The organism is uncultured Algoriphagus sp., assembly GCF_963974835.1.
GTDB lineage: Bacteria > Bacteroidota > Bacteroidia > Cytophagales > Cyclobacteriaceae > Algoriphagus.
In genome coordinates this window covers 1,296,481-1,311,855 of record NZ_CAXBET010000001.1, presented here as the reverse complement: position 1 = coordinate 1,311,855, position 15,375 = coordinate 1,296,481, and the positions used below count along the sequence as shown (strand labels likewise).

General features: G+C 40.0%; 10 protein-coding genes. All 10 read right to left on the bottom strand.

The features are described from left to right. Positions 1-11: 11 nt before the first annotated feature. Complete coding sequence (gene lpdA, locus AACZ73_RS05865; RefSeq protein ID WP_339876242.1) at positions 12-1,409, bottom strand: dihydrolipoyl dehydrogenase; 1,398 nt, start codon at positions 1,407-1,409, stop codon at positions 12-14. A 51-nt stretch (positions 1,410-1,460) separates the two neighbouring features. Continuing rightward, positions 1,461-1,814, bottom strand: coding sequence for a four helix bundle protein (locus tag AACZ73_RS05860; protein WP_339876241.1), 354 nt, complete (start codon positions 1,812-1,814; stop codon positions 1,461-1,463). 105 nt (positions 1,815-1,919) lie between these two features. Beyond that, positions 1,920-3,446 carry a 2-oxoglutarate dehydrogenase complex dihydrolipoyllysine-residue succinyltransferase gene (gene odhB, locus AACZ73_RS05855; RefSeq protein ID WP_339876239.1) on the bottom strand — a complete coding sequence of 509 codons (1,527 nt, stop codon included), beginning with the start codon at positions 3,444-3,446 and terminating at the stop codon, positions 1,920-1,922. 88 nt (positions 3,447-3,534) lie between these two features. After that, the gene (locus tag AACZ73_RS05850; RefSeq protein ID WP_339876237.1) at positions 3,535-6,330 is read right to left on the bottom strand and encodes a 2-oxoglutarate dehydrogenase E1 component; all 2,796 of its coding nucleotides are present in this window, start codon (positions 6,328-6,330) and stop codon (positions 3,535-3,537) included. Between the two features lie 253 nt (positions 6,331-6,583). Next, positions 6,584-7,153, bottom strand: a complete 570-nt coding sequence (locus AACZ73_RS05845) for a hypothetical protein (protein WP_339876235.1) — start codon at positions 7,151-7,153, stop codon at positions 6,584-6,586. Between the two features lie 26 nt (positions 7,154-7,179). Continuing rightward, positions 7,180-8,841, bottom strand: coding sequence for a SusD/RagB family nutrient-binding outer membrane lipoprotein (locus AACZ73_RS05840; protein ID WP_339876233.1), 1,662 nt, complete (start codon positions 8,839-8,841; stop codon positions 7,180-7,182). 18 nt (positions 8,842-8,859) lie between these two features. Further along, a complete protein-coding gene (locus AACZ73_RS05835) occupies positions 8,860-12,081 on the bottom strand; it encodes a SusC/RagA family TonB-linked outer membrane protein (protein WP_339876231.1) in 3,222 nt (1,073 codons plus the stop codon). Positions 12,082-12,658: 577 nt separating this feature from the next. Then, a complete protein-coding gene (locus tag AACZ73_RS05830; RefSeq protein ID WP_339876229.1) occupies positions 12,659-13,156 on the bottom strand; it encodes a hypothetical protein in 498 nt (165 codons plus the stop codon). Positions 13,157-13,177: 21 nt separating this feature from the next. Further along, positions 13,178-13,750, bottom strand: a complete 573-nt coding sequence (locus AACZ73_RS05825; RefSeq protein ID WP_339876228.1) for a 5-formyltetrahydrofolate cyclo-ligase — start codon at positions 13,748-13,750, stop codon at positions 13,178-13,180. Beyond that, the gene (bshC, locus tag AACZ73_RS05820) at positions 13,740-15,305 is read right to left on the bottom strand and encodes a bacillithiol biosynthesis cysteine-adding enzyme BshC (RefSeq protein WP_339876226.1); all 1,566 of its coding nucleotides are present in this window, start codon (positions 15,303-15,305) and stop codon (positions 13,740-13,742) included. The genes AACZ73_RS05825 and bshC overlap by 11 nt, the downstream gene beginning before the upstream one ends. Positions 15,306-15,375 lie beyond the last annotated feature (70 nt).

Sequence of the window (15,375 nt, the reverse complement as noted above, 5' to 3'; positions counted from 1 at the left end):
TATTTATTGACTTATATATGTAGCGCTCTATTGTCTGTAGCAGCTAGACAAGCTTCTTTGAAAGCCTCTGTGTAAGTCGGATGAGCATGAGACATTCTGGCGATATCTTCAGCAGATGCTCTATATTCCATTGCTACTACTGCTTCAGCTATCATATCAGCAGTTCTTGGGCCGATCATGTGAACGCCAAGAATCTCATCTGTCTCAGCATCTGCCAAGACTTTCACCAAGCCATCAGTATCCATGGAAGCTCTTGCACGGCCTGAAGCCATGAAAGGGAATTTACCAGCTTTGTACTTGATGCCTTTTTCCTTCAATTGCTCTTCGGTATATCCAACTGCAGCTACTTCCGGCCATGTATAAACTACACCAGGAATCAGGTTATAATTGATATGCGGCTTTTGACCCAAAATAGTCTCAGCAACAAAAACACCTTCTTCTTCAGCTTTGTGAGCTAGCATTGCGCCTTTTACAACATCACCGATTGCATAGATATTTGGCACATTAGTCTGAAGATGATCATTCACCTCCACTTGACCTCTGTCGGTGATTTTCACACCTGCAGCTTCCGCATTCAATCCTTCGGTGTATGGTCTTCTACCTATAGAAACCAAGACATAATCGCCTTTTACTTCTACTGTCTCGCCTTTTGAATTTTCAGCTTTCACCGTTACTTCTTCGCCTTTGCTTTCTACAGATGTTACTTTATGCTTTAGGAAAAATTCGAAACCTATTTTCTTCAAAGACTTCTGAAGTTCTTTGCCCATGGTGCGATCCATGGTAGGAATTAATGAATCCATAAATTCAATGACAGAAACTTTCGCTCCTAATCTCGCATACACAGAACCTAGCTCCAAGCCGATAACTCCGCCACCTATAACTACTAGATGCTTTGGAATCTCTTTCAAGTTCAAAGTTTCAGTAGAAGTGATTACTCTGTCTTTGTCAATCTTGATGAAAGGCAAAGTAGATGGTTTAGAACCGGTTGCTATGATGATGTTTTTACCCTGAATATCAGAAGCAGAACCGTCATCTTTAGTCACTTTCACAGTAGTTTTATCTACAAAAGAGCCAACTCCTTGATGAACATCGATTTTGTTCTTCTTCATCAAGTAATCAATCCCATCTGTATTTTGCTTTACCACATCATTCTTACGGGTAATCATTTGCTTCAAATCAACTTTCAAATTGCTCAACTTAATGCCGTGAGTTTCGAAAGTGTGAGCTGCATTATGATAATGCTCAGAGGAATCCAACAATGCCTTGGACGGGATACAACCCACATTCAAGCAAGTCCCTCCTAGCGTTGGGTATTTTTCAACAATGGCGGTTTTCAACCCAAGTTGCGCACAGCGAATCGCTGCTACATATCCACCTGGTCCAGAGCCTATAACTATTACGTCGTACATTTTATTGTCTTTGTACCAGGTACTAAGTACAAAGTACCAAGTATCCGGAAATTAAACATTTAGACTTTTCTTAAGCTTGGCAATCATATTCTGAATATGCTCAAGCTGTAATTCTACTTTTTGATATTCTTCTCTCGAAATAAAATTCAGGCGATTAGAAATAATCAACTGAGTATCTAATTCAAAAGAGGATCCCTGGGCTATTCCCAAGAAATTATTAAATTCTTTACTTGTGTTTCTCCCTGCACCTTCAGCAATATTTGATGGAATCGAAATAACACTTCTATTGATCTGGCTTATCAAACCATACCGTTCTTCTTTAGGTAATTTCTCGGTGATATGGTAAACTTCAACAGCTAAATCGATGGCTTTTTGCCAAACAAGTAATTCTTTGAAACGATTCATAGGATTGTGTTTTAGGTTAAAAATCAGCTATCAATTTAACCCAAAACAACATGATTACCTATGCTCCAACACGTTGTACATTGTACTTGGTACTTTGTACAACAATTAAACTCCAAACAACAATCTTGTAGGATCTTCAAGCAATTCTTTTACTCGAACCAGGAAGCTAACTGACTCACGGCCATCGATGATTCTGTGATCATAAGAAAGTGCCAAGTACATCATCGGAAGGATAACAACCTCACCATTCACAGCCATTGGGCGTTGAACGATGTTGTGCATTCCTAGGATTGCAGATTGTGGAGCATTGATGATAGGTGTTGACATCATTGAACCAAAGATTCCTCCGTTAGTCAATGTGAATGTACCACCAGTCATTTCCTCTATTGAAAGCTTGTTGTCTCTAGCTTTTGTAGCTAGTCTAACCACTTCTTTTTCTACCTGATCAAAACTTAGTATTTCAGCATTTCTGATTACCGGAACAACAAGTCCTTTTGGAGCAGAAACGGCAATTGAGATATCACAGTAATAGTTGTAAACGATTTCGTTTCCGTCAATTTTAGCATTTACAGCAGGCCATTCCTGAAGCGCTACGCAAACAGCTTTGGTGAAGAAGGACATGAAACCAAGTCCTACGCCATGCTTCTCTTTGAATTGCTCTTTGAATTTGGATCTCAAATCCATAATCGGCTTCATGTTCACCTCATTGAATGTGGTCAACATGGCTGTCTCATTCTTTACAGAAACCAATCTCTTAGCGACTGTTTTTCTCAAAGATGACATTTTCTCTCTTCGCTCGTTTCTAGATCCAGAAACTGGTGCAGGAGCAGAAGCCGCCGCTGGTTTGCTTTCAGCTTTTGCTGGAGCTGGAGCAGCTTTTTGAGCAGATTGAGCATCTTCTTTAGTAATTCTACCGTCTTTTCCAGATCCTTTTACAGACTCAGGAGAAACTCCTTTTTCTGCTAAAATCTTCGAAGCTGCTGGAGATGCATGTCCAGTAGCATAGTTTGTATTTCCTGAGGCAGCTGCTGGAGCTGATTCAGAAGAAGATTCAGAACTAGCCGCAGCCGTTGGCTCGCCTTCCGTCACTTCGATTTTACAGATCATTCCACCAATCTCAAGCACATCTCCTTCTTGCGCCACATGACGAAGAATACCTGATGCCTCAGCTGGCAATTCAAAAGTAGCCTTATCAGAATCTACCTCAGCGATGATTTCATCCAACTTCACATAATCTCCGTCACTTTTTATCCAGTTTGCCAAGGTAACTTCCGTGATAGACTCACCAACAGTCGGCACAACCATTTCTTTTACTTCTCCTGTAGCTTTTGTTTCCGAGGATTTCTCTTCTGATTTGGGTGCAGCTTCAGGAGCTGGCTCAGATTTACCCGGAGTTCCAGTTTCGTCAATTTCACAGATCACAGCTCCTATTTCCAGTACATCACCTTCTTGGGCTTTGATTCTAAGGACACCCGCAGCTTCTGCCGGCAACTCAAAAGTGGCTTTATCAGATTCCAGTTCACAAAGGACTTCGTCCATCTGAACTTCCTCTCCATCTTTTTTAAACCATTGACCGATAGTTACTTCCGTGATGGATTCTCCTACCGCTGGGACTTTAATTTCTTTGCTCATAAGTTTTTCTTTTTTTCTCTTTTGTAGTCAAAAAGAGAGGAACAAAATGATACGATTATTTTGGATGTCTTTATAAAAAGAGCTGTAATTATTTCAATTTAAGTGCTTGAGCAATAATGTTCTTTTGCTCTTCCACATGGACTTTATTATATCCAGTTGCAGGAGAAGCACTTGCTTTACGGGCGATTACTTCCATTGGCAACTCATTGTAGAGGAGTCTAAGAATATAATTCCAATAGCCCATGTTGGAAGGTTCCTCTTGAACCCACACAACCTCAGCCTCGGGATATGCAGCCAATACTTCAAGCATTTGCTTCTTAGGAAGTGGGTGAAGTTGTTCAATTCTTACGATTGCAACATCTTTCACCTTTTCTTTTTCTCTTGCTTCTTCCAAATCGTAGTAAATCTTTCCAGAGCAAAGCACCACACGCTTCACATCATTTGCATTCGCAGTAGTATCTGGAAGTACTTCTCTAAATGTGCCAGACGTAAATTCTGAAAGTGGAGAAACGACCTTGGGATGTCTCAGCAATGACTTAGGTGACATCACGATGCAAGGCTTTCTAAACTCCCAAGCCAACTGTCTCCGCAACAAGTGGAAGAAGTTAGACGGCTCAGTTACGTTAGCGACAACAGTGTTGTATTCAGCAGCAAGCTGAAGAAATCTTTCCGGACGGGCATTAGAGTGCTCCGGTCCTTGGCCTTCATAACCATGAGGAAGAAGCATTACTAAACCGTTCATTTTTTGCCATTTCGATTCACCAGAGGTGATAAACTGGTCAATCATAGTCTGCGCTCCATTGGCAAAATCACCAAATTGTGCTTCCCAGATGGTAAGTGCATTTGGATTTGCCATGGCATAACCATATTCAAAACCTAAAACCGCGTATTCAGAAAGAAGTGAATTGTAGATATAGAATTCACCTTTTCTATCCTTCATTTCCTTGAGAGAATTGTAGGCTTTATTAGTATTAGCGTCGTGCAGTACCGCATGACGGTGCGAGAATGTACCTCTTTGGACATCTTGCCCAGTCAATCGAACTGTCTTTCCTTCTAATGTCAAAGCGCCGTAAGCAAGCAATTCTGCTGCTGCCCAGTTCAATGATTTTGACTTGAAAAACATATCCTTTCTTTGTTTCAACTGAGCTTCAATCTGCTTAAGCGGTTTAAATCCTTTAGGGATTACAGTAAGAGCTTCTGCTACTTTTTCTATTTGCTCCTGAGTTACGCCAGTCTGTGGCGACTGATCAAAGTCTTCTGGCTTGGATCTTCTCAAACTGCTCCACTCCTGCTCAAATCGGGTTGCCTGATATGGAAGTGGTTTTTCCTTCACTAGATTCAAGCGATCCTGAAGCAATTGTCTGAATTCCTCATCCATTTGCGAAGCTAACTTCGCCTCCACATCACCCCGCTCAGCTAGACGCTTCACATAAATTTCTCTTGGATTCGGATGCTTGGAGATAATATTATAAAGTTCTGGCTGGGTAAATTTCGGTTCATCAGACTCATTATGTCCATGCCGCCTGTAGCAGACCATGTCCACAAAAATATCACGGCTGAATTTCTGTCTGAACTCAGCAGCAAGTTTTGCTGCGAAAACAACAGATTCTGCATTATCTCCATTCACATGAATAACTGGCGCGTCAATGATCTTTGCAATATCGGTACAGTAAATAGAAGAACGCGCGTCGTCAAAATCAGTAGTAAAGCCCACCTGATTGTTGATTACAAAGTGTATGGTTCCTCCAGTATTGTAACCTTTCAGGCTTTCCATCTGCGTCACTTCATAGACGATTCCCTGTCCAGCTACAGCTGCATCACCATGAATCAAAATAGGAAGTGCTTTTGTTACATCACCCTTGTATTCAGAATCGATTTTTGCACGAAGGAAACCCTCAACTACAGGATCAACAGCTTCCAAATGAGATGGATTCGGGGCCAGTTTCAAGTGGACTTTATTTTCAGAATGTGTAACGATGTCACTGGAATATCCCATGTGATACTTTACATCACCATCGCCCATCGTCAAATCAGGCTTTGCAGTACCTTCGAATTCAGAAAAAATCTGTTCGTAGGTTTTGCCCATGATATTTGCCAAAACATTCAATCGGCCACGGTGAGCCATGCCAATCATCACTTCCTTCACTCCCAATTGGGAGGAAGTATTAATCACTGCGTCCAAGAACGGGATTGTACTTTCTCCTCCTTCAAGGGAAAAACGCTTTTGTCCAAGATATTTGGTATGCAAAAAGTTTTCGAAAACTACCGCTTGATTTAGCTTCGAAAGGATTCTTTTTTTCTCTTCATGTGTAGGATTAAACGCCAAAGCATCTTTTTCTACTTTAGTTTTAAACCAATCCAACATCTCCGGATCGCGAATGTATAAATATTCAAATCCTACGGATCCTTCGTAAATTGATTTCAGAGATTCTAGAATTTTGGAAAACTTAGCAGTTCCTATTCCTATCTCATTTCCGGCTTGAAATTCGGTATTCATATCATCCTGACCCAAACCGAAGTCTTGGGGATCAATCAATGCTTTTCTATCTCTTCGCTCCCGTACAGGATTAGTCTTAGACCTTAAATGAGCTCGGGACCTATAGGCATGGATCAATGCTCTTACCTTTATTTCTTTTGGTAATTGCTCCATGTCCATAATAGTGCCTGGGGTAGCCAGCGCACCATTTTTGGCAGGAGGAGCAGAGGCTTTGCCATTTGACGATGAAGCATTTTCTTCCTCACCATAATTAGTAAGCGCGAAGTCAAAGCCATCGAAAAACTCTTTCCAACTTGGGTCGATTGATTCTGGGTCACTCTTGTAAGAAGAGTATAGCTCATCTATATAAGACACATGAGCGTTAGCGATATAAGAAAACTTATCCATTGTTAATATTTGAAGAAGAACCCAAAGCTAACTTCTTAAAATTGGAATAAAAAATTGCTTATTTGACTTTCCAAATATACAAAACTTATCATTCAAGCTTGATGGATTTCAGCATTGCCTTTTATAGAGATGAATGCAAAAATAATTGGAGTTTCCTGCTCCAATAAGACGTATCTGAAATATGGGAAAGATGTAGAACAAAAAAAGCAGCGCCTTTTGAGCGCTGCTTTACTTCAAAAACTACTTATTAAAATTATTCACATTCTACATCAACAAAATATTGAAATGGAGAATCATAGAATGGAGCGCCAGCAATGTTTCCAGAAACGTTGTCTCTATTAAAAGAGCGACCAAACTTGTCATTTAAAATGACACTGAATTCAAAAACGTCATCGCAATCCAGGTCACTCGAGTTCAAACCAACTGCAGCTAATGCTTCCGCAGCAGTAATTACAAAACTAGTTCTAAGGAACCTTGAATCATTATTTGGAGCAAAATCTGAAAGTTGAAGCGTCTTAATTAAGACTGGTCCAGCAGCTGGGGTATATTCCAAGCCAACACCTGGAATTAATCTCCTGTGCTGCACATTAATTTCCACCGTTTCAACTGTTGCACCATCTTCCTTATCCACAGCCTCTAAGGTGAGGGCAAATGTAGAATTTGCAATGTCTGTGAAATCAAAATCCACGCTTGTTCTGTCAATTGTACGGAGATAAGCACCGGTATCAAATTCTGAATAAGGGATATTTGGCTCGACGAAATCTCTGCATGAGCTTAGGAAAACCAAAGCACCTAAGAGAAAGCCAAAACTATATTTTAACATTTTCATATTTTTCTTAAATTATTTGGTTAATTAATCCAATCGTTACCTGAAGGATTGTTATCCCAGAACACCTGACTACCCAACAATCCTGTTTTTTGCTGAGCGTTTGTGTTAGTTACCATATAGACGTTAGGATAAAGGAATGAACGTGGGAAGTCACCTACATTACCTTCCAAACCCGGCTGCATGTTTCCAGGCTCACCCGTTCTTCTGTACAGGTTATATGCCTCTACGCCATTACCATAAAGAGACAACCAATATTCACGACCAATAACATACATTTTGCTAGGCACCGCTGGATTTGGAGCTCTGTCATACTCTGCTGAAACATATGCTAAATAAGCGTCTATGTCCTCATCAAGAGAAGAATCCTGGTCATCAAAAAATGCATTGATAGCTCCAGCTTCCTGAGTACTTAGTGCGAAGTCTTTTACATAGTTCATATGTTTTTCGATTCCAGAAAGCATATAGGTTTTAGCAGCTACAGCATCTCCATTTATTTCCAAAGCATACTCTGCAAGCATAAAGTCCACATAAGCACCAAGCATTATTGGGTATAAGCCTTGTCCCTGAGCACCAAGTGAAGTACTATTAGTCGGCGAAGCTGAATCGTCATCAAATCTTCCACCTACCGGATAAAGGCCCCACATTGTTCTCTTCAATCCATCTGGTGGAACACCGTCTGGATCTAAGTGGTCACGACCCCAGTACCCTCTTTCACCAGGCAAGCAATAAATGAACCCACCTGCCAAATAATGAGGAGGGGCGATTTGAGTAATACACTCTATCTCGTCTACGCTTTGAGAGTTTACAGTTACCTGACGATACCAATAAAAACGGGCTCTCGGATCATCAAACCCTTTAGCCTCAGTCATGTGCCACATGTAATAAGTAGAATGATAAGTACCTCCACCAGAAGTGTAAGATCCTACGAAGTTACCATGTCTAGAGTCCGGGTTCGCAGTGGATGTTCCGAATCTAAAGATGAAGTCATCACCCACCTTTAACATATTGTTTTCTGCCACCAAAGCAGATATACCTGCCTTAGAACCTGCTTCATCAATAAGTCTTAAATTCAAATAATATCTCAACTTAAGGGTATTGATCAATTTGATCCACTTAGTATAATCTCTATTATAGAAATAATCGTTTGGTGTACCAGCAGAAGTAGCAGTAAAGTGAGCTGCTGCTTCATTCAGAATAGTAAATGCTGCTTCATAAATGGATTCTCCGGAATCTACTTTAGGATTAAAATTAGATGGATCCAACGCTTCAGAATATGGTACATCCCCATATACATCAACTAAATTAAATAAAACCATCGCCTTAATAGTCTTAGCAATTCCTAAGTGTCTTTGTAATTCGCCTTCTACAGCTAAAGGCTCAAGAAAGGCAATATCAGCAAGGATATCTGCATAGGAATCAGTCCACCATCCATTGGTAGAAGTGGCGGTATAAGCACTTTCATATTGTGCACTTCCCTGATTTACAATTCTTGTCAAAGACATTCCCGTATTGCTGATGCTTTGATAGAAATCTTTGTAATCAAGCTGAATTCTATTAAGGATGAAATCTGGAGAAGCTGTCGAAGCAGTTACCGCATTTGGATTGTCAAGCAAATCAAGATCGCAAGACGAAGCAAATAACATGGTTGCCGCACACAACAAACTATATATGTATTTTTTCATAGTATTTTAGTTTTGGAATTAGAATGCAAGAGTTACAGTTCCACCAAATCTTTTAGAGCTCGGTCCAGTCACAAAGTCGAAACCTAAACCGTTACCAACACCTGTCCCTAGCACGTCCACATCGTAGTTCATATTCGGAGGGAAGTTTAACGCTACAAACCATAGGTTACTGCCGCTTATTGCAATAGAAGCTCTTTTAAATGGCGTCTTAGCTATTAGACCTTTAGGTAGCTCATAACCCAATGATACTTCACGAAGACGAATCATAGAACCATCAAATAAATTAGGTTCGTTAGTTCTGCCCTGATATCCAGAAAAGAAATAATCGGAAGCAGAAATCATAATGTCGTTCGGAACATATGTCATTTGGCCATCCGCATCAAGACCATTTTCTCTAACTCCAGGCATAATAAAGGCAAGCTCTCTATCAGCTACCGGATCTTTGGTCACCCCTCTGGCAAGAGTTGCAGTTACTGTATTAGAATACACATCACCCTTGTGTCTGTACTCCATCATTGCCATCAATGTGAAACCTTTGAATGAAAATGTATTGATCCACGAACTTGTCCACTTTGGATTTGGATCTCCTATTATTTTCAATTCAGGATCTGCCTGATAGACACCATCTGAAAGCACAATTGGGTTGCCGTCAGGATCTCTGGCAAAACCGGTTCCTTTAATCACATTAAATGGTTCACCAGGAATTGCAAAATTCCCCAAATCAGTATAACCGGCAATTACAATTTCTTGTAATCCTCCACCGAGTTCCATGGTTACAGATCTGTATAAACTCCAGTTGACAATTGAGTTCCAAGTAAATCCAGAAGCTGTAGCTATAGGAGTTACGTTAGCCTGAAATTCTATACCTCTGGTTCTGATTTTACCTACGTTGATAGTAGTTTGTGTAAATCCTGTTGCTGGATCTATAGGAGCCTGAGTAATTAAATCCCTTGTGTTCTTTTCATATAATGAAAGGTCGAAGCTTAGCTTGTTATTAAACATGATTGCTTCTGCACCAAACTCCAATTCTTCTTGAAGCTCTGGCTTCAAGTTAGGATTTCCTAAAGTATTTGACACAGAATGAGTTTGTGTCAATGAACCGTCTCTAGAGAATGCAATAGCATTCTGAGCTAAGGTATTTCGCGTATTATATGGACTAGGGAAACCTGCAGAAGTACCGTAAGCCATTCTTAGCTTCAATTCATTTAATGTGGTCGAATTCCAGTTGAAAGCTGTAGTAGGAATAAAAGAAACTGAAGCTCCTGGATACAGAATTCTTCTGTTTTCTTCTTCTACTGTAGAAGTCCAGTCATTTCTGGCAGACAAGTTTAAATACAGATAGCTATCGTAATCAAATGTCAAGTTTGCATAAACCCCCATTCTTCTTTGCTCTTCCATATAGTTAAGGCCTGCAGGAGAGGAGCTTGTAAAATTGGAGTGATTGAATAGCCCAAAAGCCAATTGGCCCTGAGATTCTATCCCGTCTCTAAGGAAATAATCGTATCTGGAGTTACCTCCTAGCAATGCACTCATGCCGAATCTATCGGAGAATTCTTTTTTCCAGTTCAACACCAAGTCCTGGTTCCAGATTGTATTGGTGATGTTGGCAGTACTATATAAACCAGACTGGATAGCAGCACTCCCACTACCTGCGCCTTTATTGTACTTTTTCTCCTGCTTTTCAGTATAAGTATCCAGACCTATTCTATAAGTAAGAGAGAAGTCATCAGTAAAATCGTATACCAAAGAGGTGGAATTGAAGAAACGATGCACATCAGATGTGTTCGTATAATACTTTGCTAGCCAAAGAGGATTCACGATATCATTGCCGCCTCTGTAGTAAACAGAACTATTATCTACTGGATTCTCAAATGGCAAACCTGCCAAATCCACAGATCTAGGAGTATACAACACGTGTGCAAATACTGAAGGGATCCCACCTGATGGACCGGATCCCGATGCCGCATTTACCGGAGGTGATGCTAGATCAGTAATAGCAAATGTGAAAGAAGAGTTGATATGAAGCTTATCAGTCACGGCTGAATTCACACCCAAACCAAAGTTGTATTTTTCCAACTCATTACCAGGGGTGAATCCTTCGTCATTAGTGTACCCAAAACTCGCGCTGAATCCAGTGCGGTCTGAACCGCCTGCGATCTGTACTGAGGTATTGGCTACCATCCCGGTTCTAAAGAAAGCTGTAGAAGGGTCTTCATATGCTTTGTATTCATATTGCACTGGAGTACCACCTACGATACCATCTACCCAAAACTCTGGAAATGCATTTCTTACAGAAGCGACAGAGGAAGTAGCATAAGGGTGATTTACTGTTAAACCTTGGTCCATTCTAGGTCCAAAATTTGAGAAGAAGAATCCCGGAGCTTGCTGAAAACCATTACCATAGACTTCTCCATAAGTAGGCAAAGAAGCCGCCTTATTAGAGAATAATGACTGGTTAATAGTAACCTCAGCTGCTCTTCTCTTAGAAGATCCAGATTTGGTAGTAATTAAGATTACACCATTTCTACCTTGATCTCCATAAAGCACTGTAGCAGAAAGGCCTTTCAATACTGACATGCTCTCGATATTGTTTGGATCAATATCCAAGAATCGGGAGGAGGTGGCTGCACCACCAGTAGTAAAGCCGTTTGTGCTGTTTGTGCTGGTATTAAATGGCACACCATCCACTACAAACAATGGCTGATTGGAGCCGGTAGCAGAAGAATATCCTCTGATTACCATGTTGGTACCTGAACCAGACATCCCGTTAGTGGAAGTAATGTTCACACCTGGCACTTTTCCTTGCAATACGCGGGCAACGTCCTGCTCAGGTCTGTTTTCAAGCTGTTCGTCACCTACAGTGGTCACGCCATAGCCCAAAGCCTTTTTCTCTCTTTCAATACCTATCGCTGTCACAACTACTTCGTTCAGTTGTGCTGCATCGGTCATTAGAGTGATGTTAATAATTGTTCTGTTACCGATTACTTCTTCTGAAGACTTTAATCCCACAAAAGAGTAAATCAATACATCAGAACCCGCTGGCACCGTAATGGAATAATTACCGTCCAAGTCGGTAGTGGTTCCCACTGTAGTACCCTTAACGAGGACGGTTGCACCCGGCAATCCGAGACCGTCTTCTTCGGAAATTACCGTTCCGGTAATTACCCGTTGCTGCGCCGAAACCTCATAACTGAGGGTCAAGGTGAAAAGCGCAACAACAAAGAGTAAAGCTTTTCTCATAAGGTATTTAGTTTAGTTGATACGTAAATAAAATCCCTTTAATGTGAATATCAAAATTGCCTTACAGCTACACCTCTTTCCGTTATATTTATATTTTTTTATTATATAATCTAATTGTATTGGCCTAATTAGAAGTATATGTTAATTTTTGTACTGTAAAAGTAAATTTTAAGCTAAAAAAGTTAATAAATGGTTCTATGCTGGTTTGATTGGTCTCAAAAATCGAATATTCGGATTCGTGGATTCAGTTAACAAATATTAACTCAAATACTTTGACTTTCTCTCATTTACGAAATAAAATTTTGAGAATCGAGTTAGATGGACGAAATAAAAAAATATTTCAATTCGGTTAAAAAAAATTTTTGTAGAAGATATTTGATGCTTAGTAGGATAAAATAGAATCAAACACTGCTTAAAGCTAATTATCAGAATAATATTTTGTTAATTAGGAGTCTGCAAAATATTGAGTCGGTTAAAATGAAAAAATCAAATAATTAGGTTCCATTTTGACATCATTTTGGCCAATTTTCTGTCAAAACTGCAAAAGTCGGTTTAATATTTTATCAGATTCACTAAATTATAGAGCATATCTTAAAGTGAAGGCTGCTTCATCCTCCCAAAGATCAGTAAAGTTTGTAAAATTATATGCTGGCTTCCAATATACGCCTAAAGAAAACGCGCTTCTATTGAAGTTATATTCAAGCCCTAAAATTGCATCTATCCCATAAGCGGTATAATCCTGATCAATAGGATCCACCCAGGGTGGCTCACCTTTGTCTTTTTTCCAATTCCCAACGTGACCTCCACCTCCAAAATACCATTCCAACCCTCTCAATTCCCTAATGTCCAAATGATGCTCATACAAAGCTGCCGCAACCCATCCTTTCCATCTCCTATAAACTAAAAGATCGACGGCTCCAGGTTCCGAAATAAAATGTTTTACTGTCCCACCAATATTTGTCCCAGCAGTAATTCCGATCATGGTATTATAATCCCTAAACTGAGCCTGGGAATACTGAACAGATAAGAACACGATAAAAAGAGCAGCAAATGCCACGGCAATAATAAATCTCATAACTTGATTGATTAAACCTGATTAAAAAGTAATGATATTTTCCGGGGTTATGCAATAATCCAGCGGTATATCATGCGAATCAGAAGGAATATTTGGCTCCGGAGGAAAGAAACTTAGACCAACTTTCAGTACGGACGCTGCCAGGCTGGATAAATATTTATCGTAATATCCCTTTCCAAAACCTACTCTGTTCCCCTTCTTGTCGAAAGCTAAAAGTGGAACAAACACAACTTGAATCAGCTCATCTGTCACTAATTCAAAATCTACAGGAATAGGAATATTCCATTTATCAAAACGGAAGTTTGTGCCCGGAATCAACTTCAAAGTCTGTAATGTGAGCGCGAGAGATTCTACCCTCGAGGTGTAGATAATGGCTCCTCTTTTTTCCAAAAATGATTTGATTGCATAGGTATTGATCTCGCGTTGATTGGGAATAGGGAAAAATAAATGGAAATGGGTAAGGTCATTTCTTTCTTCCAAAAAAAATCTTAACTGCTCCGTTATCTGTAAGGACTTACTCTCTAGCTCCGCGTCCGAAAGGGACGCCCGGAGTTCCTTATAAAAAATTCTTAGCTGAGGCTTATCAAGATTCATCTGTCAAAACCATCATTCTGAAGTCCAGTGGATCAAAACAGTCCAAAAGTTCTTGGATTAACCCGGGATTACTCAAGTAGAACTGCATCATATTCACCACACGTTCCTGTGGGCTTCCCCCTGGTTTTACTAGCTCCTGAATGCAACAGGCTCTTTCAATCTGAGTATGTAATCTCCGTTCCTCTGCCTTACGAAGTTTTGTGGCCATTTGATCAATAATCTTTAAGGATCGTACTTTTCCAGCCTCAAAAGCATTCTCCAGACTTTTCTCTAACCCAGCAGCTTCTTTTCCTTTAGACTCAAAAAGCTTAGAAATTACTTCTTTTTCCTTGTCCAACTCTATATCTATGCTCGCCTCTGCTTTCACAAAATCCCTTTTCCAACTAGCTACGTCTACAAACAAATCTTCAACATCCCAATTTAGCTGATCCATTTTACGTTGTGCTTTTTCATTGAGGATCAAAGCAAAATTACGGGGCAAAAGGACAGGGAAAGGAACTTCAAAATGTTCAAATACATTCTTTAACTGAAGCCAATATACTACCTCGGCAGGGCCACCCAAATAGGCCAGGTTTGGCAAAATGACTTCCTGATACAATGGTCGCAACACTACATTAGGACTCAAGCGCTCTGGATGATTTTCCACCAACGCTTTCATCTCCTCGTCTGTAAATCTCAAATCGGTATTTACTACTCCGAAACCCGATTCCATTTTCTCAATTCTCTCCCGAACTCGCTTATCTAAATAGAAAAAATTTACCTCTCTGGGAAATATTTGACTACTGTAACCCAGATCTTCCAAAGCCTTGGTCGCTTGTGTTGCTTTTTCATAGGGCGAATGCTCAAATAAATCTGATAACATAACCTTAGCAAACTCCTTTTTCAAGTTTGCATCATCGCCATCCACGATCAGTAAACCTTCTTCACCAAATAGCGCATTTACATACTTGCGAACCGCCTCTGCAAGAGTTTTAGAAGTAGCATATGCTTCCTTAAAAATATCCGGAGCAAAGGACACCGACTTTAAAAACTCTTTAAAACTATCATCCAACTCAAAATCTCCAACTGCTCCGGTCTGCTCAGACTTCCACTGATATTTTTTACCGTCTAACTTAAAATAATTGATTTCATCAAAATCATGGTCTTCCGTGGCCATCCAATAAACAGGCACAAACTTGAACTTGGGATATGCTTCAGCTAATTCTTTAGCCAGGTTGATTGTCGAAACAATTTTGTATATGAAATAAAGTGGCCCTGTAAACAGATTAAGCTGGTGCCCCGTAGTCACAGTGAACGTACTCTGGGATCCCAAAGCATCAATATTCTTTGATACTGCGTAACTAACTTCAAGATTTGCATATTGACTTTGCAGTGCGTCTACTATCACTTTTCGCTTTTCTGACGAAAAAATCTTTTGCTGAATCGCCTGCTCAAAGCTTCCAAGCTTTGGCGAGTGGGAATAAAAAGGAGTCAACTCTTTTTTCCCTCCTATATAATCTAAAAAAAATTGTGAAAACTGTCCGGTTTGCTGGAGTTCTACGCAATGTTTCTTCATGTGTTTAGAATTTGATTTTCAAAGGCCACATGGAATCTCGCATAAATTATAATCATTATAGTATATGATA

Bases quoted from the DNA above. Each gene is read 5' to 3' on its own strand.
- AACZ73_RS05860 (WP_339876241.1), bottom strand. From the start codon at position 1,814: ATGAATCGTTTCAAAGAATTACTTGTTTGGCAAAAAGCCATCGATTTA.
- AACZ73_RS05830 (WP_339876229.1), bottom strand. From the start codon at position 13,156: ATGAGATTTATTATTGCCGTGGCATTTGCTGCTCTTTTTATCGTGTTC.
- AACZ73_RS05825 (WP_339876228.1), bottom strand. From the start codon at position 13,750: ATGAATCTTGATAAGCCTCAGCTAAGAATTTTTTATAAGGAACTCCGG.
- AACZ73_RS05845 (WP_339876235.1), bottom strand. From the start codon at position 7,153: ATGTTAAAATATAGTTTTGGCTTTCTCTTAGGTGCTTTGGTTTTCCTA.
- AACZ73_RS05850 (WP_339876237.1), bottom strand. From the start codon at position 6,330: ATGGATAAGTTTTCTTATATCGCTAACGCTCATGTGTCTTATATAGAT.
- AACZ73_RS05835 (WP_339876231.1), bottom strand. From the start codon at position 12,081: ATGAGAAAAGCTTTACTCTTTGTTGTTGCGCTTTTCACCTTGACCCTC.
- lpdA (WP_339876242.1), bottom strand. From the start codon at position 1,409: ATGTACGACGTAATAGTTATAGGCTCTGGACCAGGTGGATATGTAGCA.
- odhB (WP_339876239.1), bottom strand. From the start codon at position 3,446: ATGAGCAAAGAAATTAAAGTCCCAGCGGTAGGAGAATCCATCACGGAA.
- bshC (WP_339876226.1), bottom strand. From the start codon at position 15,305: ATGAAGAAACATTGCGTAGAACTCCAGCAAACCGGACAGTTTTCACAA.
- AACZ73_RS05840 (WP_339876233.1), bottom strand. From the start codon at position 8,841: ATGAAAAAATACATATATAGTTTGTTGTGTGCGGCAACCATGTTATTT.